Origin of the sequence: Psychrobacter sp. APC 3279, assembly GCF_030407795.1 — a bacterium.
Classification (GTDB): domain Bacteria; phylum Pseudomonadota; class Gammaproteobacteria; order Pseudomonadales; family Moraxellaceae; genus Psychrobacter.
The window spans coordinates 20,514-46,394 of sequence record NZ_JASDCR010000005.1 but is presented as its reverse complement, the minus strand read 5'-3'; the positions used below and the strand labels follow the sequence as shown (position 1 = coordinate 46,394).

The 25,881-nt window shown below is 44.7% G+C and carries 20 protein-coding genes; 10 read left to right on the top strand and 10 right to left on the bottom strand.

Translation table 11 applies throughout. The features are described 5' to 3' along the window. Positions 1-86: 86 nt before the first annotated feature. Positions 87-1,136 carry an alpha/beta hydrolase gene (locus tag QL898_RS03585; protein ID WP_057759800.1) on the bottom strand — a complete coding sequence of 350 codons (1,050 nt, stop codon included), beginning with the start codon at positions 1,134-1,136 and terminating at the stop codon, positions 87-89. A gap of 27 nt (positions 1,137-1,163) precedes the next feature. Next, entirely contained in the window at positions 1,164-1,328 is a 165-nt protein-coding gene (locus QL898_RS03580; RefSeq protein ID WP_057759803.1) for a rubredoxin, read from the bottom strand. 416 nt (positions 1,329-1,744) lie between these two features. Between QL898_RS03580 and QL898_RS03575 the strand changes: the two genes are divergently transcribed. Further along, positions 1,745-2,260, top strand: a complete 516-nt coding sequence (locus QL898_RS03575; RefSeq protein ID WP_290175886.1) for an adenine phosphoribosyltransferase — start codon at positions 1,745-1,747, stop codon at positions 2,258-2,260. Positions 2,261-2,410: 150 nt separating this feature from the next. Here the strand turns inward: QL898_RS03575 and QL898_RS03570 are convergent, their stop codons facing one another. Next, positions 2,411-2,878, bottom strand: coding sequence for a hypothetical protein (locus QL898_RS03570; protein WP_290175818.1), 468 nt, complete (start codon positions 2,876-2,878; stop codon positions 2,411-2,413). A gap of 110 nt (positions 2,879-2,988) precedes the next feature. Further along, positions 2,989-3,933 (bottom strand): transaldolase, encoded by a 945-nt coding sequence (locus tag QL898_RS03565; RefSeq protein WP_290175817.1) that lies wholly within the window; start codon positions 3,931-3,933, stop codon positions 2,989-2,991. Positions 3,934-4,417: 484 nt separating this feature from the next. Here QL898_RS03565 and pheA point away from each other — a divergent pair, with 484 nt between their 5' ends. The 6 genes from pheA (at position 4,418) to QL898_RS03535 (ending at position 11,456) form a co-directional block, all read left to right on the top strand. Next, positions 4,418-5,590, top strand: a complete 1,173-nt coding sequence (pheA, locus tag QL898_RS03560; RefSeq protein WP_102092477.1) for a prephenate dehydratase — start codon at positions 4,418-4,420, stop codon at positions 5,588-5,590. Positions 5,591-5,708: 118 nt separating this feature from the next. Next, on the top strand, positions 5,709-6,851 hold the full coding sequence (gene hisC, locus QL898_RS03555) for a histidinol-phosphate transaminase (RefSeq protein WP_290175816.1): 1,143 nt from the start codon (positions 5,709-5,711) through the stop codon (positions 6,849-6,851). Between the two features lie 110 nt (positions 6,852-6,961). After that, positions 6,962-9,295, top strand: a complete 2,334-nt coding sequence (locus tag QL898_RS03550) for a bifunctional prephenate dehydrogenase/3-phosphoshikimate 1-carboxyvinyltransferase (protein ID WP_290175815.1) — start codon at positions 6,962-6,964, stop codon at positions 9,293-9,295. A gap of 195 nt (positions 9,296-9,490) precedes the next feature. Next, the gene (gene rarD / locus QL898_RS03545; RefSeq protein ID WP_290175814.1) at positions 9,491-10,453 is read left to right on the top strand and encodes an EamA family transporter RarD; all 963 of its coding nucleotides are present in this window, start codon (positions 9,491-9,493) and stop codon (positions 10,451-10,453) included. A 42-nt stretch (positions 10,454-10,495) separates the two neighbouring features. Next, entirely contained in the window at positions 10,496-10,933 is a 438-nt protein-coding gene (gene folB, locus QL898_RS03540) for a dihydroneopterin aldolase (RefSeq protein ID WP_201547251.1), read from the top strand. A gap of 19 nt (positions 10,934-10,952) precedes the next feature. Then, a complete protein-coding gene (locus QL898_RS03535; protein ID WP_227679194.1) occupies positions 10,953-11,456 on the top strand; it encodes a 2-amino-4-hydroxy-6-hydroxymethyldihydropteridine diphosphokinase in 504 nt (167 codons plus the stop codon). A gap of 176 nt (positions 11,457-11,632) precedes the next feature. On the opposite strand, the gene cysE is transcribed toward QL898_RS03535, so the two are convergent. From cysE to ggt, 5 genes are all read right to left on the bottom strand, one after another. Then, on the bottom strand, positions 11,633-12,544 hold the full coding sequence (cysE, locus tag QL898_RS03530; protein ID WP_290175813.1) for a serine O-acetyltransferase: 912 nt from the start codon (positions 12,542-12,544) through the stop codon (positions 11,633-11,635). Between the two features lie 189 nt (positions 12,545-12,733). Beyond that, the gene (locus QL898_RS03525) at positions 12,734-13,612 is read right to left on the bottom strand and encodes an RNA methyltransferase (RefSeq protein WP_290175812.1); all 879 of its coding nucleotides are present in this window, start codon (positions 13,610-13,612) and stop codon (positions 12,734-12,736) included. Next, the gene (locus tag QL898_RS03520) at positions 13,612-13,992 is read right to left on the bottom strand and encodes an Hpt domain-containing protein (RefSeq protein WP_201547246.1); all 381 of its coding nucleotides are present in this window, start codon (positions 13,990-13,992) and stop codon (positions 13,612-13,614) included. Before QL898_RS03520 ends, QL898_RS03525 begins: the two co-directional genes overlap by 1 nt. 71 nt (positions 13,993-14,063) lie before the next feature. Further along, the gene (dnaE, locus tag QL898_RS03515; RefSeq protein ID WP_290175811.1) at positions 14,064-17,783 is read right to left on the bottom strand and encodes a DNA polymerase III subunit alpha; all 3,720 of its coding nucleotides are present in this window, start codon (positions 17,781-17,783) and stop codon (positions 14,064-14,066) included. A gap of 294 nt (positions 17,784-18,077) precedes the next feature. Continuing rightward, positions 18,078-20,045: a gamma-glutamyltransferase gene (ggt, locus tag QL898_RS03510; protein ID WP_290175810.1), complete on the bottom strand. Its 1,968-nt coding sequence runs from the start codon at positions 20,043-20,045 to the stop codon at positions 18,078-18,080. 339 nt (positions 20,046-20,384) lie between these two features. Here ggt and QL898_RS03505 point away from each other — a divergent pair, with 339 nt between their 5' ends. After that, complete coding sequence (locus tag QL898_RS03505; protein WP_290175809.1) at positions 20,385-22,490, top strand: hypothetical protein; 2,106 nt, start codon at positions 20,385-20,387, stop codon at positions 22,488-22,490. Positions 22,491-22,545: 55 nt separating this feature from the next. Then, on the top strand, positions 22,546-24,138 hold the full coding sequence (locus tag QL898_RS03500) for a hypothetical protein (protein WP_290175808.1): 1,593 nt from the start codon (positions 22,546-22,548) through the stop codon (positions 24,136-24,138). Between the two features lie 149 nt (positions 24,139-24,287). On the opposite strand, the gene QL898_RS03495 is transcribed toward QL898_RS03500, so the two are convergent. Then, on the bottom strand, positions 24,288-24,812 hold the full coding sequence (locus QL898_RS03495; protein WP_290175807.1) for a Spy/CpxP family protein refolding chaperone: 525 nt from the start codon (positions 24,810-24,812) through the stop codon (positions 24,288-24,290). 379 nt (positions 24,813-25,191) lie between these two features. Here QL898_RS03495 and QL898_RS03490 point away from each other — a divergent pair, with 379 nt between their 5' ends. Beyond that, the gene (locus QL898_RS03490) at positions 25,192-25,878 is read left to right on the top strand and encodes a response regulator transcription factor (RefSeq protein WP_057759848.1); all 687 of its coding nucleotides are present in this window, start codon (positions 25,192-25,194) and stop codon (positions 25,876-25,878) included. Positions 25,879-25,881: the final 3 nt, after the last annotated feature.

Below are 25,881 nucleotides of genomic sequence, written 5' to 3'. Positions count from 1 at the left end.
ATTAAATAGGCAATAAAAAAGAGTGTAAAACCTGTGAGTTAGCGATAGGTTTTACACTCTTTTTTTTGACATTGATGTTTTTAAAGCTAGTTGCTCGATAAATGATTACTGATTAAGTCAACCATATAAGGCTGATAATACTCTGGAATATCGTGTGCCATGCCTTCAATGAGATGGAACGTAGCATTAGGGATGGTCTTGGCAACGACTCGACCCTGCGAGGCAGGCAGGAGTCCGTCAGCGCTACCATGTAATACAATCGTCGGTGCTTTGACCTGCTTACTAAACCGACTGATAGATCCTGATGCCAAGATAGCATTGAGCTGCTGTACTGTACCAAGTGGGTGAAAATTGCGCTGATAGCGAATCTTGGCGATTTCACGCACCATACGCACATTCACATGACCTGGTGTACCAACGGTCTTCATAAACCAAACGCTATGACGCACGATATCACGCTCAGAGTGGCTCTCTGGACGATTAATAAGGGTATATAGCTGTTTAGGCTTGGGCGGCTTCAAAAACGCACGATTGGTCGTGGTAAACATAAGCGCCATTCGCTGCACTAAGCTCGGATAACGTGCTGCCACGATTTGTGCAATCATACCGCCCATCGAAGCCCCAAGCAGATGTGTCTTACCGAGCTTTAGTGCTTTAATCAAACGTGCTGTGTCTTCAGCCATATCCGTCAAGTTATAAGCAACCTGCGTGCTTTTGTTAGACAGCCCTGTCTGTAGACGTACCATCATTTTAAGCTGGCTAATACGCGGCAAGCCTTCTATCTGTACTTTAGAAGACAAGCCGATATCACGATTATCAAAACGAATCACAAAAAAACCAGCATCGATAAAGCGCTTAATAAAATTGTCTGGCCAAAATATCATTTGTGAGCCTAGCCCCATGATCATCAGCAGCGGCGGATTATTGGGGTTACCGCCAGCTTCGACACACAACTCAATACCATCACCGATGTCGATCATTGCTTGACGAAGGTGTTTACTCAAGTCAGAGTCGCGCCATTGATGCTCCCCAAATTTGCGCCACTCAGGAGTAGGGTAGTTATTCAGATGATCTTCTAGATTGTTATCTAGCGTTTCAGGCAATTTGGCACTATTGATGTCATTTGATTTTGTCATGAAGTGTCCTAATTAGAGGGTCATCTACTACAGCTCAAGCATCTCAAAATCAAGCTTGCCGACACCGCACTCAGGGCAAGTCCAGTCATCAGGGATGTCTTCCCATTTAGTACCAGGTGCGATACCTTCTTCTGGGCAGCCAAGCGCCTCATCATATATCCAGCCGCAGACAATACATTCATAACGTTTCATAAATAGTCCTATCGATCATTACCAGTATTACAGTTACAGCGTGCTATAAACGCTCATTTTTAATATTACAGCTATTATATTAGACTGCAAAAACGCACGTAGTTTAGCATATAACCGCAATTTTCATAGTTAAGTTTACACTTGTATATTGAGATGACTTTTCTTTTATCAAGTCAATCACATACGCGACCTTATTAGCGCTTAATAACAAGACTGGACGCCAGCCCGCCATACGAAAACCAATTATGCTATAATAATCGCCGCTAAATTCACAGTAATGCTTAGCATTTATCGCTAATATATCATTCAGTTGTTGTCTTATCTAAACTAACTAAACCATCTAAATACATAAGCTAAGGGTCATCATGAGTACCAATGCCGCCGCCACATCCGCTACCAACAATGAGACGTCACATATGCTCAATACTGATCATCCGTTTTGGCAGATTATTCGCACAGTACCAGACTTTCCAAAAGCTGGCATTGATTTTTATGACATTACCCCGTTACTGCGCAGTCATGTTGACGCTGTTATCGATGCGCTACTTGCCGCTTTGCCAGAAGGGCTTATGGACGAGGTAGATTGTCTGGGTGCAGTGGAAGCGCGCGGTTTTGTATTTGCCAGTATGCTAGCAGGTCGTCTGGGCAAAGGCATGATCTTGCTACGTAAACCAGGTAAGCTGCCGCCACCTGTTGCCAACAAAGCCTATGCACTGGAGTATGGTAAAGACACGCTTGAGATGCAAAACAATCTACCGCCTGAGCGCGTACTATTGGTCGATGATATCTTGGCGACTGGTGGTACGTTGACTACCGCTTACGAGCTGTGTCAATCGGCTGACCATACTGTGGTCGGTGCGCTAGTGTTATTGGACTTGGTCGATTTGCATGGCGAGTTCCCAGTACCTGTCTATACGGTACTAAAAGCTTAAAATGAATTGCTATTTCTTTGACTACTAGACACGTTGTATTGTCGATATAGTTAAACGATTCTCCAAATAATAAAGCGCCCTGATACTATGTCAGGGCGCTTTTTTGGTACTGTACTGATGTTTTTTAGTACTGTGTTAAGTAGGCTGTATTTATTGCTCTTCGTCTTGTTCGTAGTCCTTACAAGACTGCTCTATCACTGTACGACCGACTGTCTTTGGTGTGGTGACTTTAAAGTCTTTTGTGGTCAATATTGGTTTTTCTGACTGCCATGATTTGGTTACTTTGCCTTCAGCATCGTAGTTAACAAAGGCTCGTCTATAGTAACTGGCATCTTTACATGAAATGAGTAGTTGCTGCTCACTATGGTCAATATTGCTTTTTTCTTCCTTCTGGTCATCGGACTTGGTGTCTTTGTCTTTAGGATAGGTTCTAAGGATAGATACCGTGATATTTTCGACGTCTTTTTCATCTATGATATTGATGTCAGAGCTTTCAATAGAATCCAAATCTATACTAAAAATTGATCCAGAGCTGCTCTCGGACACCTCTACCCAGTTGACTGCCTGGGCGCTGATCGCTAAAGCACTGCCTGCCAATAATATTGATAGCCGTTTCATATAAGCCTTGCTTCTTGTCATTTGAAGTAGGTAATGATAGCCAACTTACTATTAGTAGGCAAATATCTTTTGTGCCAGCCCAGTATCCGTCGTGCTCTGTCGTGTGGCTATTATTGTCCGCGGATGGCTGCTAATGTCTTAGCCAGCTCGTCACGCGCCCCGATAAAACCGTCAATACCCTTAGGCAACAAGTCCTGTGTAACCTTGTCTTGCTGATACGCAGCGTTAAACTCTTCGTGCGTTAAGCTTACCTGAGTCATCGCCTTCATATCCATCGACATGCTTGGAGACAGTTGGCGAGTTACCTCGGTATCCATGGTTGCCAACTCATCAATGAGGTTGGGAGCTATAGTCAGTAAGTCACAACCTGCCAATGCCAAAATCTGCTCGGTAGAGCGGAAACTGGCGCCCATTACTTGCGTCTGGTAACCGTGCTGTTTGTAATACTGATAAATGAGCTTGACTGACTGTACGCCCATGTCATCAGAAGCCGGTACGTTTTGACGGCTTTGTTGGCGTTTTTGCCAATCTAGAATACGGCCAACGAAAGGCGATATCAGGGTCACACCAGCATCTGCACAGGCAATCGCTTGGTGTTGTCCAAACAGTAAGGTCAGGTTGCAGTGGATATTTTGAGTCTCAAGATAGCGCGCCGCCTCGATGCCTTGCCAAGTTGCCGCCATTTTGATCAATACTCGCTCTGAATCGACGCCCGCTTTTTGGTAAGCATCCATAAAAGCCAGTGCCTTATCTATCGTCGCTTGAGTATCATAAGATAAGCGAGCGTCCACTTCAGTAGAGACTCGGCCTTCAATCAGCTCTAAAATATCGCAGCCAACCTGAATGGTCAGCGCATCGATCACGGCATCCACGTCACCATTGTGACGACTCATGGTCTCTGACAGCATGCCTTGGTTGTCAGGATGAATCAGAGCCTTAGTGATAAGGCTTGGGTTGGTGGTCGCATCGATAGGTTTTAAACGGGCGATAGCGGCAAGGTCACCAGTATCAGCAACAATCGTGGTCATAGTACGTAGCTGTTGTAATGCGCTCATCAGGTATCCTTTTTCTTATTAATCACATGATGCTCCTCTTATATATAACAGGGTAGGGAGCTGAACTGGAACTGTAACACAGTTTTGGGCAGGTGTTGCCTCATAGTTATGCTATGCGTCACTGTTATCTGGCTCAACTGTGCTAATATTAATAACAGTTGGTATATTTATACGCATTTACGAATGGGCACTGACCTTAGTTTTTGCTATAGTAGAGCCGGCTATGTATCAAGCTGCTGTATTTGGCAGTAAATATAGCATTAACGCTAAATGGCACTAGCAATATAGGGTGTTTTTGATAGACTGTTTTGAGGTTGGTTTTGAATATGGTTTCTACTATCAGGCTTAGCCTTTAACTAAAAACAGAAAACAGTCAGATTTGGCAATAGTGCTACCCTACGTAATAGCAATATAGCAATGTAATAGCAATATTTAAATAATAGTAATATCTAACAGCGATAAAATCTAAAAAGGATGGGCGGTAATGAGCGAGCAGTCACCAGAGCAAACAATGGATAATCTAAATCAAACCACTACAGGCGCTAGCGATACCGCAACTGAAAAAGAGTTTTTAGACAATATTCGCCAAAATATTGACGCAGTAGACTGTGAGATCCAAACGTTAATCAACAACCGTGCAAAGTTGGCTCAGCAAGTAGCCATGGTAAAGAAAAATCATACCGCTGCTGATGACAATAGCAATCCTATCTTTTACCGCCCTGAGCGTGAAGCACAGGTACTAAAAGCTGTCATGGAGCGTAATGCAGGTCCCATCGCTGATGAAAAAATGGCGCGCTTGTTCCGTGAAATCATGTCAGTATGCTTGGATTTAGAAGCGCCGCAGCGTATTGCCTTCTTGGGCCCTGTCGGTACCTTTACGCATGCCGCTGCGCTCAAGCACTTTGGTAAAGCCGCGGATACCGTACCGATGACAACCATTACTGATGTCTTCCGCGAAGTCGAAGCGGGTACAGCGATGTACGGCGTGGTTCCTGTCGAAAACTCTTCAGAAGGCGTCGTCAACCATACTCTGGATGGCTTCTTATCTTCTACTTTGAAAATCATTGGCGAAGTTGAATTGCCAATTCATCAAAACTTCTTGGTCGCTGAGCATACTAAGATTGATGGCTTGAGCCGTATTTATTCGCACCAGCAGTCGCTTGCTCAGTGCCGTCATTGGCTAGATGTAAACTTCCCTAATGTCGAACGCGTTGCAGTATCAAGTAATGGAGAAGCTGCTCGCCGCCTTAAAAACGAATGGCATTCAGCTGCAATTGCAGGTGACGTCGCTGTTGCAGAGTACGGCTTGCATAAGCTTTACTCAAATATCGAAGACAATCCAAGTAACACCACACGCTTCCTTATTATTGGTCATGAAGCAATTGCGCCATCTGGTCAAGACAAAACTTCTATCGTCGTCTCAGCTCACGACAAAGCAGGCGCACTGATCGAGATCTTGAAACCTCTGTCATATCATGGCGTATCGATGACCAGTATTGAAACGCGTCCTGAGCGTCCTAACAAGTGGGCATACGTATTCTTTATCGATATGAATGGTCATGTTAATGATCCAAACGTTAGCGCCGCCATCAATGATATTCGTCCATTGGTCAAAGATTTGCGCATATTGGGCTCATATCCAAAAGCTGTCTTATAGACAACTACCTATAGGCAACTACAGGCTTACTCACTGGTATTCATACATAATAGATGGGTCTTAGCTTTTGCAGATAGCATTAAAAAAAGCATTTACAGATACCATCTAAGGATAAACCATGCAGACTACTCAATTGACCGCGTCAGATCTATCGCCGTTAACGCCAGCTTACGACAGTATTTTGGCATTGGCACCTTATCAAACCGGTAAGCCAATTGAGGAGCTGACACGTGAGTATGGTGTTTCAGATGTGGTCAAGCTGGCTAGCAATGAGAATCCAATGGGATGCTCACCACGAGTGACGCTAGCAGTGACTGAGCAGCTAGGGCAATTGTCGCGCTATCCTGATGGCAATGGCTACTATCTAAAGCAAGCGCTGGCTGATTTTAACGATGTCAATGCCAATCAAATTACCTTGGGTAATGGCTCTGATGATTTGCTCGATATTTTAGCACGTAGTTTTGTGGGTGCTGATGATGCTATCGTTTATAGCCAGTATGCTTTCGTGGTATATCCTATGCTAGCGAAGATGCAAGGTGCCACAGGAATTGAAGTACCTGCTCAGCGCTTCGGCCATAATCTAAAAGCCATGAGCCAAGCGGTACAAGATAATCCGAATACCAAAATCGTCTTTATTGCCAACCCGAACAATCCAACGGGTACGCAGCTAGAGCAAAGAGAGCTGCGCCAGTTCGTTGCCAGTGTGCCAAGCTCAGTCTTGGTGGTATTAGATGAAGCTTATATCGAGTATAGTCCTGAGAGTAACAACCGCGCCTTACTAGATGAGTTCGATAATGTCATTATTGTCCGTACTTTTTCTAAAGCTTATGGGCTGGCAGGTTTACGCGTCGGTTATGCTCTAAGCTCGGTGGCAGTGGCGGATTTACTAAACCGAATTCGTCAGCCATTTAACGTCAGCCGTGTCGGTTTAGCTGCTGCTGCTGCTGCACTTGCCGATCAAGACTTTATCGAAAAAACTCGTCTGATAAACGATGAGCAAATGCGTTGGTTAGAAAAGCAGTTTGACGCGCTAGGATTGGGTTTTGTGAAGTCGCATGCCAATTTTATTATGGTCGAAGTGCAGGTTGAGATGGAAGATATAACTGCTGCTTCGATTCATCAGGCACTACTTGAACAAGGCGTTATCGTCCGTCCGCTGGATGCTTATGGATTACCTAACTGGCTGCGTATCACAGTAGGTTTGGCTGAAGATAATCTGCGTTTGATTGATACTTTGCGTTCTATTTTGACTGAAGACTAAGCGCATCTATAAGTGCTTTGTAATTTAAAAATTGTTCTTAATCAGCCATTAAAATTTATAACACTAAGACTGGCTCTATCTATGTCTTAGTGTGTCCAACGAGAAAAGCCGTGAGTAGTCAGAAAAATAATAAACTTCAATCGTCTCTAAATACTACGCCGCCTATATTTAAACAAGTTTGTGTGATTGGACTTGGGCTGATTGGTGCCAGTTTTGCGCAAGCTATTAAAGATAATGGCTTGAGCGAGCGTTTAGTAGCAGTCGATAGACATGCGCCAAGTATTACAGAAGCTATTGAGCATGGTCTGCTAGATGCAGGTAGTGCAAACTTACAGGACGTCATCGCTGGCAGTGATTTAATCATTATTGCAGTGCCAGTACAGGCTGTTCAAGCAGTGTTTGTTGATATCAAACAGGCAATGGATAATGGACAGCTTGGCAGTGATTGCATCATGACGGATGTCTGTAGTACTAAAGTCAATATCATTGATGCCGCTAAAGCAGTGTTCGGTTCGCTGCCAATAGGTCTAGTGCCAGCGCATCCAATTGCTGGGGCTGAAAATTCAGGGTATCATGCGCGCCGCGCCAGTTTATTTGTCAATCATAGCGTCATTATTTGCGAGTTACCGACAACCAGTGCAACTGCTATTGTAAAGTTGCGACTATTATGGGAATCAGTAGGCGCAAATGTCATGTCAATGGATGCTGAGCATCATGACCGCATATTAGCGCACACCAGCCATTTGCCACATTTGCTTGCCTTTAATTTGGTTGAGCAACTGGCAAGCCATGATGATAATTTAGATATGTTTCGTTATGCCGCTGGTGGGTTCCGCGATTTTACGCGTATCGCTGCCAGTGACCCTAAAATGTGGCATGATATATTTTTTGCCAACCAAAGCGCGATTGTCAGCGCTCTTGATGAGTATGGTGTCTATTTACAGACCATGCGCCAGCTTATCATTGATAAAGATTCAACTGCCCTGATGGGACTTTTGGGCCGCGCGCAAGCCGCACGGCGACATTTCGGCCATATGTTAGCCAGCACCCCTTATACGGATACTTCTGCTATGTCAGCTTCTTATAATATTACCCCTAGCAATACTGTTTCTGGCACCATCGCGATTCCTGGTGACAAATCTATCTCGCATCGCAGCATTATGCTCGGCAGTCTTGCCACAGGCGTGACAAATGTGACTGGGTTTTTGGAAGGGGAAGATGCGCTAGCAACGCTACAAGCATTCCGTGATATGGGTGTGACTATCGAAGGCCCTGACAATGGCAACTTGACCATTCATGGCGTCGGTATGAATGGTTTAAAACCTAGCAAAACTCCACTGTACATGGGTAACTCTGGCACCAGTATGCGTCTGCTGTCAGGTATCTTGGCAGCGCAATCATTTGATAGCGTGCTGACAGGTGATACTAGCTTGAATAAACGCCCAATGGAGCGCGTGGCGGCACCGCTACGCACGATGGGAGCTGTGATTCAGAGCACTGGTCATAGTGGTACTGCGCCGCTTAGTATCACTGGTCGTGATACAGCTGGTAAGCCACTACAGGGCACTGAATATGATATGCCGGTTGCTTCAGCTCAGGTAAAATCTTGCTTGCTACTAGCAGGTCTATGGGCCGAGGGTACGACAACGGTCACACAGCCTGAGATCAGCCGTGACCATACTGAGCGTATGCTATCAGCCTTTGGTTATCCGGTAACCGTAGAAGGCAATCGTATCAGTGTCACTGGCGGCGGCACACTAACAGGCGGCGATATCGCGGTTCCTGCCGATATTTCATCTGCAGCGTTTTTTATGGTAGCAGCCGCCATCAGTCAAAACAGTGAGCTGACCTTGACCCAAGTAGGTATCAACCCTACGCGTACTGGCGTCATTGATATTCTAAAATTAATGAATGCAGATATTAGCCTAAGCAATGAGACACATGTGGGCGGCGAGCCAGTTGCTGATATTACGATTCGCAGCTCAAATTTGGTCGGTATTGAGATACCAGAGCATCTTGTACCACTGGCCATTGATGAATTCCCTGTATTATTTATCGCGGCTAGCTGTGCCCAAGGTCGGACGGTATTGACTGGTGCTAAAGAGCTGCGTGTCAAAGAATCAGACCGTATTGCTGTGATGGCAGAAGGGCTACATACACTTGGTATTGATTGTACTGTAACTGATGATGGTCTCATTATCGAAGGCAAAGGCGCCGCTACTGAAAGCGGTGAAGTCAACAATAGCCAGCCTGTCTTTGGTGGTGGTCATATTGTCTCGCATCATGATCACCGTATTGCGATGAGCTTCTCTGTAGCCAGTCTGCGTGCATCCCAGCAAATTACCATTGAAGGGGTTGAAACGGTTAATACCAGTTTCCCAGGATTTGCTGAACTTGCCAACCAAATCGGTATGTCTATCCAAGTGGATACTGGTGCTGAATAAGTCGCTAAGCTACCATTAACTCTTAAAGATTTAATCTAACATCGTTAGCAATGTACTCATGTCACTAATGGTATGAGTACATTGCTTTTTACCTTATAATCTCACTGTAGTAACCCTGCGCTTTCACGATTCGATTGACAATAATAATTAGAATTAGGTGGGAGCGCGCTTTGCTCTAAAAAGTTGTCCTATATTATGACTACCCAAAATGTCATCAAAAAACCCGTTGCCCCGATAACCACAACCAGACGCGGCATTATTACTGCGCTTATCGCGTTTTTTATCTGGGGTGGATTTCCGCTATACTTCAAACAGCTATCTGATTATGATGCGACAGAGATCATTGGTCACCGTATCGTTTGGACGTTTTGTTGCCTACTGATTGTGTTGGTGGCTACCAAACGTTGGGGGTGGATAGAAACACTCAAGCAAAACCCAAGATGGATTGCGCTATCACTCGTCTCTGGGTTAATTATCGCAACCAACTGGCTGACCTATGTATGGGCGGTCAATCACGACCGTATCCTTGAGGCCAGTCTGGGTTACTTTATCGGGCCATTGGTCGGCGTTGCACTATCCATGATCTTGTTCAAAGAGCGTTTGCGTCCTTTACAGTGGGTCGCTATTGGATTTGCACTGTTGTCTGTCGTCATTCAAGTGGTGATGCTTGGCAGTCTGCCGTGGATATCGTTGATTTTGGCGTTCAGTTTTAGTACTTACGGGACGATTCAACGACAAACGCCATTGACTGCTGTCGATGCCATGTTTGTCGAGACTGCAATGCTAGTACCGTTATGTCTGTGGTGGTTTTGGCAATCTGATGTGGCAAGTCATCAACTGAGCTTTTGGTTTAGCTCAAATATTTGGCTGCTTATGATCGCAGGTCCGATTACGCTAATACCGCTTTTATTATTCAATAAATCTACCAAGCTCGTGGCATACAGTATTCTGAGCTTTATGAACTATCTGACGCCGACCTTTATTTTCTTTTTGGCGGTGTTCTATTATAAAGAACCGTTCGATTTACAACGTTTGGCAGTATTTGGTTTGATTTGGTTAGGTCTGCTATTATTCAGCATTGACCTGTGGCGCCATCGTCCAAGTAAAGTGTTAAAAGCGGCGCGCCTACGTGAAGAAGCGCTACAATCGGTTAAGTAAACATTAAAAACACGAAAAAAATTAGCAAACAAGGATGAAAGCATGTTTCATACTCAGTCTGACGTGGTATTTATAAAAGGTCTAAAAGTCGATGCAGTAATCGGTGTGTTTGATTGGGAGCGAGCCATTACTCAGCCATTACTTATTGATATCGCGCTTGAGACTGACATTAGCCATGCTGCTGTGTCAGATGATATCAGCGATGCCCTGAGTTATAAAGAAGTCTGCGATGATGTGAGTGAGTGGTGCAAAGAGATTCAAGCAAAGCTGCTTGAGCATTTGGCTGGTCAGATCTCTGATAAGATATTTGCAAAATATGACTGTCAAAAAATAACGTTGAGCATTGCTAAGCCTACTGCTATTGCTAAAGCTGATGCGGTAGGGGTGCAAATAACGCGCTATGCGCCAGCATCAACCAACGAGCCAGCTACTAGAAAAGCTGCCAAAGAAGTTAATGACAGCCAAGTCGATGATGCATAAAAAGCCCGTGGATTTGAATTTGACAACGTTCACACAATGCGCACCTGAGACTGTGCAAGCGCAGCCCGTGGTAGAGCTAGTGTTAGCGCTAGGTAGTAACTATCAAGCCGACAAGTATCTCCCGCTTGCTAGGCAGCGATTAGCAGCGCTAGGTGAGGTGCGATTGTCTACGGCTTTTCAAAATCCTGATTTTACTACAACCTTGGAACAGCCAAAGCCTGACTATACCAATCAATGTGTCCATCTAGCACTGACCACACCTGTGAGCCTACAACAACTACAGCAAATCTTTAGAACGCTTGAAGGTGATTGTAATAGATGTCGACAGACTAAGCCGAATCAAGTACGGCGAGTGACGATGGATATTGATATTTTGATGGTTAAATTGGCTAATATAGAAAATAGCCTAAGCAAAGAATCGAAATCTAAATCAATGTCTAATTGGATTGTAATGGCCGATCGTTATCCATTTAAAGAGCACGAGGAAGCGGGAGTCAGGGAGTTGACCGTATCTACTGATTAGATATTTGAATAGCGTTTTGAGAAAAATTGATAATAAGTAGATAGATGGTAAATTAATTTATTTTAACTGACATTGACACTGACTACATCTAATATTTTTGCAGTACATAAAACTAAGGGGCGTACAGTATAGTGTACGCCCCTTAGTTTTATTTCTTTTACTGAAAGTTCTAGTAGTTATTTCTGCTCGTTATCTACGTCATCGATATCAGCACGACCAATCACATCTAAATCTTCTAGGCACAACTTATCGTATTCTTTTTTGCAAAAATTGGGATCGATATCACACATCGCTGACTGCAACTGATCTAGGCGATTCTCTGACTGTTGGATATGTTCGAGCATTTTAGCAAACGCTTCTGCGACAGGGTCTTGCGAATAAGGATCGATACCATAAGCACGGAAGGTATTGGTACGTTTTGCGGTAGAAGTGGTGTCAGCTGTTTGATCCTTGATGTTCTCGCCAGCTTGCGCGACTTTTTCTTGTTGCTTGGTATCTTGTACTTTTGTCGCGATGGGATTGCCTTTTTCATCGTGATGATCTGAGATCATACGAGCTGCACTGCCGACCATCGTAGCACCTGCTGGTACTGGCTTGACTACCACTGCGTTCGAGCCGATTTTAGCATTTTTACCAACAGTAAACGGCCCTAAGACTTTTGCACCAGCACCGACCGTTACACCATCTTCTAGCGTTGGGTGACGCTTGCCATTATTCCAAGACACACCGCCCAAAGTAACACCATGGTATAGCGTCACATCGTTACCAATCTCAGCAGTCTCACCGATGACGACACCCACACCATGATCGATAAAGAAGCGTCTACCAATCTTGGCAGCAGGGTGAATCTCAATACCTGTAATAATACGCGAGCCGTATGAGATGACGCGAGCCGCCAGTTTCTGTTCATGATTCCACAGACAGTGCGCACCGCGATGTAGAATGAGCGCATGGATACCTGGGTAGGTTAGGATGACTTCCAGACTATTGCGCGCTGCAGGATCACGGTTAAATACCGCATCGATATCTTCTTTCAGATCTTTTTTGATGCTGACAAGCGATCTGAACAATTTGGATGGCAATGACATAAAGCGTCCTATCTATTCGTCGGTAAAGTAGCGTTGCTAAAGTAGCAATGTCTTTATTTTATGGTCATGATGGTTAAATAATAATGAGAGTATGTTGTTGCTCATTTTTTCTAAGTTATAACAGCTTTGCACCGCAAAATATAGTAAAAAGCTGTCAAACAAAGGCAAGCTGATAAACTATGACTTGTTTTAGTCTTTTGATAATTTTGCAATCAAAGCGCTTAATAGCTGATACTCTTTTTGATCAAGCTGTAGACGTGATCCCAGTCTGGATAGGCGTGATGGTAATGACTTTAGATGTTCACTATTTGCCAGACCGCGCTGCACCATAAGATCAGTAGTACGCTGAGTAAGCTGTTGCAGCTGCTGCTGATTGATACCAGGCTCATCCCATTGTTGACGTAAGTTCACATTGATTGTCGATTGAGACGCAGTACTCTCGTCTAAACTGTCCGCTATCTGAGTATGCGTTTGAGCATAAGCAAAGATAAAGCTGGCAATGACTTGCACTGCTGAGGCAACATTTAGTACAGGGTAAGCAGGGTTAGCGTCGATTTGAATGTGATAATCAGCATAAGCCAACTCTTCATTGGTCAACCCACGATCTTCACGCCCAAATAGGATAGCGATATTTGGTTTGCCAGAAATAGCAGCTGATGAGGCGTCGATATTACTATCATCTGCACTTAAAGCCGACTGTGTATCGATAAAATCAAACATAATCTTAGCGGCTTGCGTGGGTGTCACAACAGGGCGCGGCATATGACGACTACGACTGCTGGCTGCAAATACCAGCTGACAGTCGGCAATGGCAGACTCTAGAGTAGGTGCGATCACGGCAGATGACAGCAGATCACTACCGCCTGCCGCATGAGAGACACTGGTCTCGTCAATTGGCAATTTGGGGTCGACAACGGTCAAACGGGACAAGCCCATAGTATGCATGGCGCGTGCGGCTGAGCCGATATTGGCAGGCAAAGTCGTATTGACCATGATGACTTGTAAGCAGTCGAGGTATTCATTCACTGTACGGGCTTGCTCAGTAGATGATAAAGCGTCGTTACTCATTATTGCCCCAATCTTTGATTGATTTCTTGTTCGGCGCGTTGTAATGCGGCGGCAATCTCTTCAATAAGATCAGCTTGTTCACTAATGCGGCGCTCACGGCAGCATTCTTGTAGCTGGCTGCTAAGACGAACCAGCTGAGTCGTACCCAAATTGGCACTTGCGCCTTTTAGGGCATGAGCGGTTTCAAAGCCATTGGCGTTATCATCTTCTTGCTGAGCGATTCGCAGTGTTGCAACGCGTTTTTGACTGTCATTGAGGTACACTTGTATCAGCTCGACAAAGTCTTCTTCTAGCAAGTCATGCATGTCTTCGAACTGTTCGTGATTGATAATCTCTTCATCAGTCTGACCAGTCATATTATTATTCGTCATGTCAGTCATGGCTTTTATCCAATTGTTAAAAGTTAAAGCAGTCAAGTTACTATAGTAGATTTTTGATGGGATTGTGCATTTTAGCTGTAATGAAAGTGTAAGTTATCTTCACTAACTAAAGTTTTCAGTTGTTGCAAATTATCATCGTTCGGGTAAACCCGCCAATGTTCGGATAGTCCCACATTTGCGATACCATAAACGTCATACACGCTCAAACCAAGTGGCAAGCAGTTATCATTGATAGAAGTATCTGTATTACTGAGCGCATTGTTTGCATAACTTTGGGGCATGCTATTTTGATTAAATGCGTCATGGTTCATATCGTTCTCTAGCGCCAATAAATCGTTACCATTTTCATCATATAAACTGCCGCCCATGGCAGGGTCGTAAGTGTTACTACCATTATTGCCTTGCTCATCTTGCTCTTGGTTATAAGCCAGACGCGGCTCAGGAATGATATCAGCTTGAGCTGATTTGAGTAATGGTTGCAAGCGTGTGAGCAAATTAATATCACTACCGTGGACTTTGATACTGATTTTTTTGAGCCAACGCAGGCGCGCATCGACCATACTCATGGCACTATCAAGACGCGCAAACAAGCGTCCATCACGCTCACGAATACTGCCTTTGATAATGACAACTTCATCGATTTTCAATTGCTCTTTGACGCGGTTGAAACGCTCAGCATAGCAGCTGACTTCCAATCTCGACGTGCCATCATCTAAAGTAATCACATTGCGATTACCAAAGTTGGCAATATCTATAATAAGCCCCGAGAAATAGCAGCTGCCGTTATAGCCAGTATCTGTTAACTTATCGAGACGTGCACCAGAGGTGTAGCGTTTCAACTCATCCAAATACTCATTGATTGGATGTCCCGTTAAGTACAGTCCCAAGGTGTTCTTTTCCGCTTTTAGACGGTGTTTGTCACCCCAGATGAGCTCTGGCGTCATGACTAACGGCGGCGCTGCGACCACACCGTCCATCTCACCAAACAAATCCATCATACCGATTTCGCGGTTTTGACGGTCTTGCTCAGCGGCTTGTACCGCGCTTGGCAATTGACTCATCAAGGCGCCGCGAATCTCGTAAGCTTCATCGGCTGGCAAGTCAGGTCGTAGCGTGGCGGCAAAGTCATCAAAACAGCCAGCGCTGACCAACGCTTCAAGGGTGCGCTTATTGACTTTTTTGATGTCGACACGGCGGCAGAAGTCATATAAGTCTTTAAAAGGACCATCCGTGCGACGTGCATCTACGATAGACTCTACCGCGCCTTCACCCACGCCTTTAATTGCGCCAAGACCATAGATGATATTGGTCGGAGTATCGGCAACGAAATGCCACTCACTACGATTGACCGAAGGATTGACTACGGTCAACCCAAAGTTTTCACGGCAGTCATTGATAAAGAACACGACGTTGTCGGTGTTGTTCATATCTGAAGTTAAGACCGCTGCCATAAATTCGGCAGGGTAGTATTGTTTTAGATAAGCCGTTTGATAAGCCAATACCCCGTAAGCCGCAGAATGCGAGCGGTTAAAACCGTAACCTGCGAACTTTTCCATCAAGTCAAATACGCCACCTGACGTGACTTCATCAATGCCTTGTGAGGTGGCACCCGTGACAAAAATATCGCGCTGCTTTGCCATCTCTTCAGGTTTCTTTTTACCCATCGCACGGCGTAGCATGTCAGCACCGCCCAGACTATAGCCTGCCATCACCTGTGAAATTTGCATCACCTGTTCTTGATAGACAATAACGCCATTGGTGTTTTCTAAAATCGGCTCAAGATTGGGATGGTCATAAATGACTTCTTCGCGACCATGCTTACGGTCGATATACATCTCTACCATGCCTGCATCAAGTGGGCCGGGACGATACAGCGCACACATGGCGATGACATCCTCGATATTGGTCGGTTGTAGTTTAGCCAGATACTTTTTCATACCCATACTTTCTAGCTGAAAGACCGCCGTGGTTTTGGCATCTTGCAGCAGCTTATAGGCTTTGCTGTCATCTAGCGGCAAATCTTCCAAAACTAAGGCAGGTACGTTTTCTTTTGCACGGCGCAAATTGATGTTTTCAACTGCCGCATTGATGACGGTTAAGTTACGTAAACCCAAAAAGTCAAACTTCACCAAACCAACAGCTTCTACATCGTCTTTATCAAACTGGCTGACGCGGTGACCTTCATCATCACAGTAAATGGCACTAAAGTCAGTGATTTTGTGCGGAGCAATCAATACACCACCAGCATGTTTACCGACATTTCGGCAGACGCCTTCAAGCTTAATCGCCATCTCCCAAATCTCGATAGCATCTTCATAATCCATATTATCAGGATTAGAGATCAAGTCTTTGAGCTGTGGTTCTTGCTCAAGCGCTTGGCTCAGTGTGATGCCAGGCGTTTTTGGAATCAGCTTGGATATTTTATTGGCCAAAAAGTACGATTTGCTTTGTACACGTGCCACATCTCGCACGACCGCTTTTGCAGCCATCGTACCAAAAGTAATAATCTGTGAGACGGCATCACGGCCATAGGTTTGCGCAACATAATCAATGACGCGGTCACGACCTTCGATACAAAAGTCGATATCGAAATCGGGCATCGATACCCGCTCAGGGTTCAAGAAGCGCTCGAACAGTAGGTCGTAATGAATCGGGTCAAGGTCGGTAATGTTTAGTGCATAGGCGACCAATGAACCTGCACCAGAACCACGTCCAGGGCCTACTGGTACGCCATTGGCTTTTGCCCAGCGGATAAAGTCCATGACGATTAGGAAGTAACCAGGGAAGCCCATGGATAGAATAATATCTAATTCATATGCAAGGCGTTCATCGTATCTCTGACGGAAATCGCTCCAATTATCAGTACGCGCTTCGACAGGAAACAGCTTGTCTAAGCGCTGCTCAAGACCGCGTTGTGACTCGGCACGGAAGAACGATTCAATCGTCTCGCCTTCAGGCACAGGAAAGTCAGGTAGGACGTTAATACCAAGCGTTAGGGTGACATTGCAGCGTGTAGCGAGGCGCAAAGTATTGTCAATGACCTGCGGAATATCAGCGAATAATTGCTCCATCTGAGCTTGTGTTTTTAGATACTGCTCATCCGAGTAAGTCTGCGGACGGTTTGGGTCAGCAAGGACATAGGAGCCTGCAATACACACGCGGGCTTCATGAGCATCAAAATCATCCTGCTCTAAGAAACGCACGTCATTATGCGCAATGATAGGGATGTTGTGTTTGGCACCTGAATGGATGGCTGCTCTAATAAAAGCATCTTCGCCTGAACGATTGGTACGCTTGATCGCAAAGTACAAACGATCGTCAAATTTTGCCTGCCATTCAGTAAGTAGTTCATCGGCCTTTTCTGGCATCGAGCCGACCAATGCTTGACCCACGTCTGACTTCTCTGTGAGCAGTACAATCACACCTGCCGCATGCTCTAAGATATGACTGCGCTTAATAACCGGCGTACCATGATTGACAGGATCAGCACGACCTTCGGTAAACCCGAGCGATACGATACGGGTAATGTTTTGATACCCTTCGTTATTCATCGCAAGTAAGGTAAGGCGTGTGTCTTCATTATCCATGATGACTTCACTGCCAATAATAGGCTTTATACCAGCACCTAAGCAGGCACGATAAAACTTCACCGTGGCATATAAATTGGACAAATCGGTCAATGCCAACGCGCGCTGATTGTCAGCCGCAGCAGCTTTTACCAGCGGTTTGATACGCACGATAGAATCGGTGATGGAATATTCGCTGTGAATGCCAAGGTGTACAAATGCCATAGAAGACTCTTACTGGTACGATCAAAGAAATAAGCTACCGATAAAATAACTGATGATTATCAATCAATTATACTGATATCTAGAGGCCGATAAGACCTCGATAGCCATATTGATACGTTTTAAATGGGGTCGTCAATAATAGCATTATTTGCCGCAGACAGCCACAGGTTCAAAGGGTTTAATCTGCGTAAGTTAAGTCATTACGTCATAAAAACTCGGTTATAGGCAACATCAAAAAGCCCTCAATACAACAAGGTATAGAGGGCTATGTGACTGATAATTAAAGACAGTTTTTTAGTAACCAACCACTGCCGCATCGACAATACGTGGGTCAGACGAGCCGTAAACACCGTTTGGTGTGAGCATGATCGACTGTGTAGATCCCATCGCAGATTTTGGACTGACGGTATGACCCATTGACTCGAGCTTTTTCACTGTGTCGATATTCAGTGCTTTTTCAACGCGAATCTCATCAGGTAACCATTGATCGTGGATACGCGGCGCATGTGTTGCCTCAGCGATATTCATATCATGGTCGATGACGTTAGAGATAATTTGAGTGACAGTCGTGATGATACGGCTACCACCTGGGCTACCCGTGACGATGTAAGGTTTGCTGTCTTTGAATACGAGCGTTGGACTCATAGAAGACAATGGACGCTTATTGGCTTCCACCGCATTGGCATCGCCACCAAGTAAGCCGTAGCCGTTTGGTACGCCCGGTTTGGCAGAGAAATCATCCATTTCATTATTAAGCAGAATGCCTGTACCATCCGCAACGAGACCAGTACCATAAGAGAAGTTCAACGTATAGGTGTTGGCGATGGCATTACCGTCTTTATCAACGATAGAGAAATGCGTGGTTTGATCGCTTTCATAAGGTAGCGGATTGTTTGCTTTGATAGTGGCTGCTGGCGTGGCTTTATTGGGATCAATCAACGTACGCAGTTTATCTGCATAGGCTTGTGAGGTTAAGCCGCTGGCAGGGACATCGATAAAGTCAGCATCTCCCAGATACTCAGCGCGATCTGCATACGCTAACTGCATCGCTTCTGCCATTAAGTGAATAGTCTGTGCGCTGTTCTGTCCGTAGTCTTTGAGTGGATAACCTTCTAAGATATTCAAAATCTGGACGATGTGAATACCACCAGAGGAGGGCGGCGGCATAGAAACAATCTCATAGCCACGGTAGTCGCCTTTGACAGGTTCGCGAGCGATAGCTTGATAATTGGCCAAATCCTCCAGGCTCATGCTGCCGCCTGCTTCATTGACTGCTTTGACCAGTTTTTGAGCGGTTTCACCCTTATAAAATCCATCTACGCCCTGTACCGCAATCCGCTTTAACGAACGCGCAAGCTCAGGCTGTTTTAAACGTTCTCCCGGCTGATAAGCGCTGCCATCAGGCTTAAAAAACACTTTTTTGGTACTTGGCCATTTTTGCAAGCGATCGCTCAACGCCGTGAGTGACTCGGACAAGCCAGCGGTGACTTCTATACCGTCTTCAGCCAGTGCTATCGCTGGTGCCATTACTTGCTCGCGGCTCATCGTACCATGCTCTTCTAATGCTTTTAGTAGTCCTGCTACTGTTCCTGGCACGCCCACTGCCAAGCCATGATAACGAGATAAGTCGCTGACAGCATTGCCTGCTTTATCGAGGTACATATCGCGTGAGGCGCTACTCGGTGCTTTTTCACGGTAATCAAGCGCCACCGTTTTGCCTTGTTTGGCATCATAAATCATCATAAAACCGCCACCACCGATATTACCCGCACGCGGCAAGGTTACTGCTAGGGCAAAACCCACTGCAACCCCAGCATCTACTGCATTACCGCCGTCCTTTAAAATCTGTAAACCGATGTCAGAGGCAAGCGCTTCTTGGGTAGCGACCATGCCGTTCTTTGCCCAAACTGGATGATGAATGGCGTCTTCAGAGTAAATAGCTTGGTCATTGTTAGCATTGTTAGCATTGTTAGCATTGTTCGATGTGGTGCTAAGGGTATTGGTTTTCGCTCGCGTGATGCGCTGGGTTTCAGATAATACCGTTGGACTATCAGCCATAATAGCCAAGTTTATGGCACTGGTATTGATTGATGTATTGTTGACCGTCGCATTACTTACTGAGGTCGTTGACTCTACAGCCTGTGCGGATATAGATAGCAGTAGTGTACTGGTAATGAGCACGAAGCTAGATTTGAGTAAGGTATTAATTTTCGGTTTACGCTGCTGAGCGGTTCGATGGTGGCGAGATAATAACTGTGACATCGCAAAGTCCCTTTTACGCGAGTGGAGAGAATAGAGCTAGGAAATAGATAAGCCTAAATAGTAACGAAAATATGAAATAGTAGAAAGTTGTTTATTATCTTTTGTGGTGTGCGTTTTTATAGCGTTTAGCTGTATCAGCTCTATTTCAAATAAACGGGGCTAATTTTCAAGTAAATGAATCTAATGATAAGAAAGCTGTTATACAGAGAAAATTATTTATGAATGAAGAAATTCTTTAAAAATATTCGCTAATATTACTAAGTTGTAACGTCTTGTGATATAAATAACGGTACCACTGTACACTCATTATCGACTGTCTATTCATACAAAGAGATTACTATGTCATCACACCATATTAATAACCGCAATCGACAGCGCTACTCTGAGACTGCGCCTGCTTGTTTATCTAACACTGATCATAAAAACTATAATGGTAAAAATAATAACGGTCATCTATATCCAGCCGGTAAATTGACTTCTATCGCCTTGATGGTTGGTAGTGCTTCACTTGTACTCGCAGGTTGCCAATCAACTCCAGCCAGCTCATCTTCCAATCTGTCGTCGAATAGCAGCGTCTCTAGTACCATGATGGACTTTAGTGTCGCAGATGCCGCGCAGAGCCAACGTCAGGGTCAAGCCTTTACTGCCAGTCAAAATGCTCAGGCCGCGCGTTATGAGCAGCTGTTTGATCAAGAGAAGTATCCAAGCACCGAAAACCAAGCTAAATCACACTTGCTTGCAGCCATTCGTCAGCACTTGGCGACCGAGCATGTCGCAGTCGCCACAGCCAATTATCGCTCAGCACCATTCATTGACCCAGATAGTATCGATGCAGGATCTAGTAGCTTGCTCAGAACGATTATAGAAACCTATGCGTATCAGCCTGAAGGTGCATATAGCGAAAGTGATGATGAGCCATACAATGATGACTATAATGATTATGATGATGCGAAAGGTTCGATAGAGTCCGACTATCCTAGTGACTATGATAAGTCTAGAGCAGAAGCTGAAGCAGAGAGAAGAGCCATTGCTGCTATATTGGCTGAAGCGGGGGAGAATGAGCCGACGAGCAGTGATACCAACAGCGATAACAAGTATGCTTACGATACAGCAGATTATGATAGTAATGACTATAGCAGCGATGATTACAGTAGTGACGACTATGATAGTTATGCTGAATACAGCAGCAGTGCTGAAGGTATGCTCTCAGGGATGTCGGGTTTAAGTCCCAAGTCAATGGCTGCAAAGTATGAAGCCATGCAAATGGCAAAACAGCAAGCTAAGACAGAGACGGTAAATCGTGGCAGCCTACCAATGTCATCTACAGGCATGATTGGCAATATACTTGATATGTTCCACCGTACTCCTGAGCAAATAGCTGCATCCAATGCCTATCAATATGAGCATTTAACGTTTAATAGCGTCAGTCAATACCGTCCCAAGCAGCGCCAACTACAAAGCGTCTATAGCTACGACTACGCCACACCAACGATTAGCTCATCGATACAGATACCGTTAGCATTTGATTTTAATAATAGCAGTGTCGTAGTAGATCCATCGGCCATCATGCCGATTGTCGCACTTGTCAACCCTGAGAATACGCCACTACCAGCACAGATGACCTCGCACACGGTGAGCTTTGGTTTGCCTGAAAGCATCACGGCACAGTTGCCACCAGCGGTGCTCTACGATGCGGTGCTCAATGCGATACAGAGCAGCATGGCTGAGCTCGCGCCCGAGCATTTTAGCGCAGTAGATATCAGTGTTGACGCGTTTGCCCAAGAAGTTGGTGCGACTCGCGCCGTAAAAGTCTATTTCGGTAGTCAGCAAAGCGGTGAAATGATTGGTAAGACGCTCAAATATGTGACTAAAGCACTGCAAGAATACGTAGATGCCAATCCAGATAAATATCCTGATGGTGCCGCACTAAAGACAGCACTTGCTAAAGTGCAGTTATACAATAAAGGCTATCAGAGCGCGGATGTCGGTTCGCTATTGCAGCTTATCGAAGCTATCGGTCCTATCTCGTTTAATCAAATCAACTACTATTACTTAGACAGCTCAGATCGACTGCTGGCCAAGCAGCAACGTGTCAATATCGGTGGTGATTTTATGGGGTCGACCACAACCATGCTAAACCAAGTACGTTACGATAAAGCCAGCTTTAACCGTCATGCCTTGACACCACTGCTTGCTGAGTCTTTTGGTCCAGACGCGATGCCTCCTATCGATGGCAATGCATGGATAGCTAAGCAGCGCGCGAAAAAAGACAGATTACAAACGGCCCGCTATGCACGCTACGACTATCAAGATAGCGGTGTCGAAGGTGCTTATAGCAGTGATGAATATAGCACTGATGAGTATGGTAACGATAATGACAATGGCGCAGACGCTGTCGATGAGAGCCGAGTTGACGATGCTCCAGATGATATGAATGAAAAATAGAAGTCGAATGACCTCATCTCATTGCATTTACGCTCATATCTATTAAGGATAAAAAATGAAAATAGTACATCACACCATTGCACAACGTCTGCCATTTAAGACTAAAAATAATCTGTTAATCACCAGCGCATTTTTGACAGGGGCACTGTTGTTAACAGGTTGCCAGTCTACCAGTTTGGGCCAGTCCAACACGGCGGCTGTAAAACAAGCACCTAGCATTGCCAAAAAGACACTAGAAACAGCCCTGCAAAAACAGCGTCGTCAGTCCTTTAGCTATCATAGCAATCTTGAGATTGGTAATAACCAACAATTTACAGATGCCGATACTAATACTAGTACGGAGAAAATGGCGGCATCAGACTACGTAGATGAACATTGCGAAGAGACACATGACCAAGCGTACGCCGCTCTAATCCTGCAAGCAGAACAGCAAAACAAAGATATCTTAGCGGTGGATTACGATACTAAGCGTGACAGCATAAGGCAGTCGTATTTTGAGTGCGTAGATGCCTATCATGCATGGGATGACCATCAATACGATAGTGATGTAAAAGTAGCACCAGATTATCAAGCGCTATTTGATAATTATGAGGATAAACAAAGACCGTTAGATAGGAAGAAAGCACAGTTATTAGATGAGTATTTACTAAAGTCGCTTTCTATCGACTCTCAAGGGATATATCAACCGATGGCAGGCAAGGCTACGATGCTCGCTAGTGCGCAATATCAAGCACGTAATCATCACAGCAGTATCAACCAGCCTATTTATATGGATTTTAAAAACGGTGATATTTACCTATGGGCAGATAATTTTGCGATTCTAAACTCAGAATTGTTGGACGATAAACTCGGTACAAAATGGCAAAACAAGTGGTTAAAAATAGCTATTGATGATGGTACATTGCCTAAAGGATTTGGTGGTGAAGTCATCAAAAGCCACTTTGCAGCGTTAGATGCGACTTATGATGCGGCTCCTGTCAGCCAGTTTAATTATGTTGCCCCTAACTCACTTGCTTCACTGTCTCCAAAACTGCCTGCGCACCAGTTATCGGCTATGCTACCAAGCGATCAAATCATTCGCCGAGTACAAAGCTTTGGGGATTATCAAGCGTCGCAACAGAAATATATGCAGATTTTCTACGATCGGATCAGTGAAAAATACCCAGAGTTGGTACAAGAACCCGAACCGATGACAGCGTTTGAGTCGATTCAAAATCCAAAGGCATTTACCAGTAAGTCTATTGTACAAAAAATACTGGCTATGATAGAAGATCAAATGAATGAGGAAGCCACGACAGGTGAGGCCGTTGCCAATACAGAAGTACAGGAACTGTACGGGTTTGATAAAAGTGGTCAACTCAAATGGGAGCACTTACGTCGTCAGTTAGATAACACTAGCGAAGCGAATAATGACAAAGGTATGAGATTAGATGTGTTGCAGCAGTATTCCACTATCAGTACTAAGGACTTGGCGTTTCCTAACTTACCAAGTAATGTGCAGATGCCGAACGCTAGCAATAGTATTGATTTACGAAAGTATGCTCCAGAGCTGCTGCAATACTACCAAGACGGTAATGGAACGGCAGTAGGTAAGATGGTCTTTAACATGTTGCCGATGGTCAGAGAGCGTATTGGTTCGGTTGAGTAACTGATTAGAGTATTAATGAGTAAATAGAAAGCATTATTAGTTTTTGAACAGGATAATTTTGCACTAAAAAAAGCGCACCTATTAACGGCGCGCTTTTTTAGTTTATACGTATACAGCTGGGTAAAATAACACTTTTCCGGAGTGGTTTATTACATACCTTGATGCTGTTTGTCATGGTCTTTACGATCTTTTGAATGCTTGCGACCTTTTTCTTGTCTCTCTGACTTCATCTGTTCCATCTTTGCACGTTGCTCAGCAGTCAACACTTGAGCGATGGCATGTTGGGTTTGTACACGTTCGATAAAGCGTTGCTTTTCTTTTGCCGCACGTTGATCAGCCAGACGGTTTAAAGCAGCAGTATTCAAAGTGCTGGCATTGGTCAGCGCTTGTATTTGCTGATCCATTTGCGCGCGTTCTGCTTGATGTTCTGCACGGTCAGCAGTGCGATCGCCACGTTTGTTTTGCATGATGGCTTTGATTTGCGCTTGCTGTGTCGCTGTTAGATCCAATTTTGACATTGGGCCTCTCATCTCACCTTTTTTCATGCCATCTTTGTGGTTCTTTTGCATTTGCGCAGTTGGCGTTGTATCAGTGGTTGCGTTAACGCTGGTGCAAGCGGTTACGGTAAATATGCTAGACGCTGCTAATACTGAGCCTAATAGTAATTTTTTCATCATAATATCCTTGATTACATTGAGTTTGATTTCATAAGTACTAAATTTTTATCTCGCAAGTAGCATCTGTTGAACGTTATCGCTCGTTATGGTCAGCCATCTTAGAAATGCAATACTTGCTGTTGATATGAGTATATTACGACAGTTAAAGGTTACGAACATTTATGAAGTATTAAGAAAGGTAACGTTTCTGGTGAATTGGCAAGTGCTTGCCTGATAATATGGTTAACTACAGTCTACCGGCAATAAAAATACCATGGCGACAATTCTGCTAACCATATATCACAATGACATTTGTACGTGGACTTATTGCGTCATGATTATTATAGAGTGATTGGATTGAGTAAATAGAGATAAATAAAAATTAAAGGAGAGAAGCATGCCAAACATCTTGATAGGCGACGACGACGAAGAGTTGACTCAGTTATTGCAAGAGTACTTGGACAATCACGGCATTCGCTGTGACTGCGTACATGATGGTGCAGCAGTCATACAACGACTCAAAGCAGTAGCACACGAAGATACGGTTTATGATTTACTCGTGCTCGATATTATGATGCCAAAACTAGATGGTCTAAGCGTCCTGCGTCAATTACCAAATATCATCGATATTCCAGTCATTATGCTGACAGCAAAAGGGGAAGAGATTGACCGTATCATTGGTCTAGAGCTTGGTGCCGATGACTATATCACCAAACCTTGTAACCCTAGAGAGCTGCTGGCGCGTATCAATGCAGTGATTAAACGTACCAATACGACCGCATCAGAGCATACTCCATTGCCAGAGAGTCGTTTGCATCTCGATCAAAACCAACGCGCCTGTCAGATAGATGGGGTAACGCTACAAGTCACTGGTACAGAGTTTGATCTGCTCGTGGCTCTGCTCAAACAAAAAGGGGAGGTGGTCAGTAAAGCATGGCTGTCAGAAAATGTCTTACAGCGTGAGCTGCAGCCATTTGACCGTAGCCTCGATGTACACGTATCTCGCTTACGCAAAAAACTTCAACCTTTCCACGATGAGCCAATAAAAGCGGTGCGTGGAAAAGGTTATCAACTGGTGCTGTAATGA